A 4142-nucleotide genomic window follows, 5' to 3' on the forward strand; every position below is an offset into this window, starting at 1 on the left:
GAAGCCAGCGACTAGTTCCACTGTCCTTTCGGATGGCGGGAACGGACATAAACATAGCCCGCCCAATCGGGTGGACAGGCTATGTATCTTCGGTGCCCTGGGGTGGAACTGCTAACAACGTAATGGGCTTCCGTTAACCTACCTGACCTGCGACAATAAACGCAGGTAAACGGCATTTTCCTCCGTGTGACTCGTCTTTTTCCTCCACTTTTCCTCCTGTCAGTGCCGATGGTCGATTGTGGGCACTTTCGCGGTGGTGGGCATTTCCTCCGCGGTTTGAGCGCGCGGAAAGCGGATGATACGGGGGCAAGCTCGACGTACTGACCACTGTGTGCTGCACAACGGGTTATCTCTGGGAGTGGTGGGTCTATTGCATGGGGCAGGGGCTTGTTTCATGGTTGCTGGGTCGTTTTGTGCTCTCGGACTGTGCGCTGGGCGGTGAAAAGCTATTGCTGTTTCAGGTGATTTATCGCTCTGAGGCGGTGAAGTGGAATTGCCCTACTAATCACGACGCAACTTGTAAGGAGTAAAGGGCCGAGGTCTTGATCGACTTTGGCGTCCAAAAGGGTCACATCGAGCGGTGCTTGAGTATCGTCCGGCTCCGGCAGTGAGACGCGACGCAGCGCGTGGTGATAGTAACCGTGAGCTGCGGCACTCGACATTCGCCATAAATAGCGAACGTCGTATCGTACATCATCTCCCGGCTCCAACTCATTTCCGAAAATCTCGTCTGCGACCGTCCTTATGACTTCTGTCTGAATGAATTTGACCTTTGCAGCGTTGATGCCGGGTTGAAAGGTCTGTCCAATCCTGGTGAGTTCTTCCTGCTTGTGTTTGAGTTGAGCTCTTAGGGCTTCATTGGACATTGTCGCTGCGTCAGATGTCATTGCAAGTGGTGGTAGATCAACCAGCGAATTCAGTTCCTCATGAATTTCCTTGGCCTTCAACGTAAATGCTCGGAGTCTGCGCTCGTTTCTTGAAGTTGGGTGCAGTAGCCAGGCGGCGTTGATTGCTGAGGTGCACGCAGTGCGTCCCAATGTTAGTGGGGCGGTGGGGTAAATGCTGCCTAATTCAAAAATGCAGTCGAGTGATAGTTTGAGGTGTTCGACGGCTATGCCGATCTGGTATTCGGCAGACAATCCAGGTTGAAGCCATTCAACATCGTCGGCTTTGGATGGGCTACCTTCCTGGATGTCTGTGAGCGTGTATGGGTTAGCGTGCCATTGTTTGACCTGCGGATATATGGTTTTAAGTCGGTCAATCCACAATTTTTCAGACTCGGATAGGGCTAGTTGTTTTGTGCCTCTCATACGTTCAGGTCACCCTTTCAAATATGCGCTGATGTCCGGCATCATGCGAAACCAGATTACTCTAGAAGTATAGAACAGGTGTGTGATAATGTGGTTGGTGTTCGGCGTAGATTTTCGATCAGTTCAGGAGTGAGGCGTTGACAAACCCAGGCAAAGTTCCAGAGAAGTACCGCTTGATTTATGAAGCAGCAAGGAATAGTTCGGAAGCCACATTGGAGGGTATCGCAACCTCTACCCATACCGATGGCGTACGGCTAACGTGGCAGGTTTCGGGGGACCCCCAACTTGGGCAGGCGACGTTTAGTTTCATGACGCCAGACTTTGTTTTCAACGCAAAGTTTGATGGAACCCAACCAATCGGTTTCAGTGTGTTCGACTTTGCTACGTCAAAGAATCGGTATGTGGAACTTGACTATTCCTACGACGTCGATAAGTTCTCTGTCTTTATTCCACACGGAGTGCTCGACCTCGACGGAGTGGAGGTCAAATTCGAGTTCACTGTCAATAGCGTGCGTCGCGGTGAAGCGACCCTAGTGGTGTAAACACCGGGTCTGAACGGGAAAGCAGGCGGAGTGCGTGGCACTCCGCCTGCTTTTACTACCTGCATTTTCCGTGTTCCCTACTGCTGGCTCACCGCGCGGTGGGCCAGGTGTGCCAGTACCTTGTTCAGGGCCTTGAGCGAGACATCATCGCCCAGGAACAGTTCCTGAATCTCACGCGACTCGTTCATAACCTCAATCAGTGCACCGACCACTGCCTTCTCAAACCCGGGTGCGTGCTCTAGTTGGCTGACCGTATTTTCTGCGCCCATCTTGGCCACGTCCTCGTTCGGAGCCAGCGTGCCCCACACCTGCATGACGAACCCGCGTACCGCCTTGTTGGACGCGGGGATACCGGCTGCGGTGAGGATGGCGTTGGCCTCGTCTACGGCTTCGTCAAAAGCGATACCCAGGTCCGAGTCCGCGGCTGCGGTTCCGCAGCCCAGGGTCGGCACCTCCAGTTGCCCGTCCCCGTCCGTCAGGCCCAGGTTCTCGGCCACCGACTTCGGCGCCACGGCCACACCGATGATGTCAACGGTGGAGACGTCGATGACATCGGACAGACCCAGGTGCAGGTTGCGGGCCAGGTAGGTGGCCAGGATTGCCCGCTGCGCATGGTCGTGTCCTCGAAGTTGACGATCTGCGACAGGAACTCCCAGGACTTAACGTATGTGCACAGGTCGGTGCGAAACGCGTTGTGACGATTCACCTCGTCCTCGTTGCCGGACATACGCGCTGCACGCAGACCATCGTTCGAGCGCTGGACGATGGGGGAGATATGCGAGCGGAAGGTCTCGTGGTCTACGTCATCGACCACCACGGCTGCGGCCACAGCGTCGATATCAGTGTCGGTGTAGAAGCCGGCTCCGTCAATGCGCTCGGCCACCTCGAACAAAGCAGATGGTTCCACGTCCACGGCCAGGGTCGCGGCCGTGTAGAACTGCTTGAATTCCGCCAGGATGGACTCTGCGTCGTTGGCGAAGTCCACAACCATCGGCGCGGTCTTGCCCGGGTAGGTGCGGTTGAGACGGGACAGGGTCTGGACGGTGGCCACGCCCGAGAGTTTCTTGTCCACCTACATCGCACACAGCCGTGGCTCGTTGAACCCGGTCTGGAACTTGTTGGCCACGATCAGTACGCGGTACGCGCCGTGGGAGTCCTTGTACGCGCCCTCGGTATCGGACAGGCCATTGAATGAGGTCTCGGTGTACACCCCGTCAGCGCTGGCACGTCCCCCGCGCAATGCCAGGTCGAGCTGATAATCCTCCATCAGTTCTGCGAACTTCTCGTCGGTCATGTCCGGGGTGTGTTTTGGTTCGCGCGGGGCTGCAACGTCGAGCGAGCCGGAGTAGGCAACCAAGGTTTTGAACTCGTCCTGCCAGTTGTTTTTGGCAATGTACTTGTTCATCTCGTGGCACCAGTGGAACGCGGACTCGCGGGTGGCTGCCACCACCATCGCGCGGGCCTGATCACCGAGCAGACCTGCCACATTCTCGCGGTAGTGGTTAACCACCACCGCCACCTTCTGGGCAATGTTGGTCGGGTGCTTCCGCGCAAACCGAACGATCTCGCCCACAACCTCGCCCTTGCTGACCATCTCGTCGCGGTTCATCGAGACCGCGATACGGGGATGTAGTTGCTGTACGTGGTGTAGTTGGTGAGCACGTCCAGGATAAAGCCCTCCTGAATGGCCTGGGCCATGGTGTAGTGGTCGAACGCCGAGCGTGCGTCCGTCTCAGGGTCGTACGTGCCGAAAATACGCATGGTCTTAGGCTTCGGAGTGGCCGTGAACGCCACAAAGGTCACGTTCGTGGCCGAGCTCGCCGCCCGGTCCTGGGCTGCAAGTTTTGCGTCCAACTGCGCCGAGACTGCTTCGTCCGTGTCCATGCCGTCGGACAGGTCCGCTGCGTCCGCACCGGTCACCTGCGCCAGCAACTCTTTCAGCGCGCGAGAAGTTCCGACAGGACGGGCCCGACTATCAAACCCCGAAGTGGAGACACATCTATGGCACCCTCCGAAACGTATGCGAGGGCTCGAACAGCAACATCAAGAATCTGTCCGCCAGTATCGGAAACCAGACCCGGCGTCTGGTGCGTGGCTTCGCCGGTCACTGGGCGATGACGGCCCTCGGCGTGATCGCGTCCAACCTGGACAAGATCAGTTCCTGGGGCCGACCCCCGGAAAGTAGACACATCGGGTGGTCAATATGATGGGATTATGTTAGCTCACGCGGTCTTGGCTTCAAACTCTTTTGGTGACAGGTATCCACACCAGGAGTGACGCCTTTTGGTGT

General features: G+C 56.8%; 6 protein-coding genes. 1 reads left to right on the forward strand and 5 read right to left on the reverse strand.

What is annotated here, in order from left to right; genetic code table 11:
• Positions 1 to 446: 446 nt before the first annotated feature.
• Complete coding sequence (locus tag NQ050_RS10825; RefSeq protein WP_257039357.1) at positions 447 to 1310, reverse strand: hypothetical protein; 864 nt, start codon at positions 1308 to 1310, stop codon at positions 447 to 449.
• 401 nt (positions 1311 to 1711) lie between these two features.
• Here NQ050_RS10825 and NQ050_RS10830 point away from each other — a divergent pair, with 401 nt between their 5' ends.
• Complete coding sequence (locus tag NQ050_RS10830) at positions 1712 to 1852, forward strand: hypothetical protein (RefSeq protein ID WP_257039358.1); 141 nt, start codon at positions 1712 to 1714, stop codon at positions 1850 to 1852.
• Between the two features lie 77 nt (positions 1853 to 1929).
• On the opposite strand, the gene NQ050_RS10835 is transcribed toward NQ050_RS10830, so the two are convergent.
• Genes NQ050_RS10835 through NQ050_RS10850 form a run of 4 tightly spaced genes read right to left on the reverse strand, consistent with a single transcriptional unit; the run spans position 1930 to position 3772 of the window.
• Positions 1930 to 2364, reverse strand: coding sequence for a hypothetical protein (locus NQ050_RS10835; protein WP_257039359.1), 435 nt, complete (start codon positions 2362 to 2364; stop codon positions 1930 to 1932).
• Positions 2328 to 2924, reverse strand: coding sequence for a hypothetical protein (locus NQ050_RS10840; protein ID WP_257039360.1), 597 nt, complete (start codon positions 2922 to 2924; stop codon positions 2328 to 2330). The genes NQ050_RS10835 and NQ050_RS10840 overlap by 37 nt, the downstream gene beginning before the upstream one ends.
• Positions 2925 to 3461, reverse strand: coding sequence for a hypothetical protein (locus NQ050_RS10845; RefSeq protein WP_257039361.1), 537 nt, complete (start codon positions 3459 to 3461; stop codon positions 2925 to 2927).
• Entirely contained in the window at positions 3458 to 3772 is a 315-nt protein-coding gene (locus NQ050_RS10850) for a hypothetical protein (RefSeq protein ID WP_257039362.1), read from the reverse strand. Before NQ050_RS10850 ends, NQ050_RS10845 begins: the two co-directional genes overlap by 4 nt.
• Positions 3773 to 4142: the final 370 nt, after the last annotated feature.

The organism is Corynebacterium sp. 122RC1, assembly GCF_024580955.1.
Taxonomy (GTDB): Bacteria; Actinomycetota; Actinomycetes; order Mycobacteriales; family Mycobacteriaceae; genus Corynebacterium; species Corynebacterium kozikiae.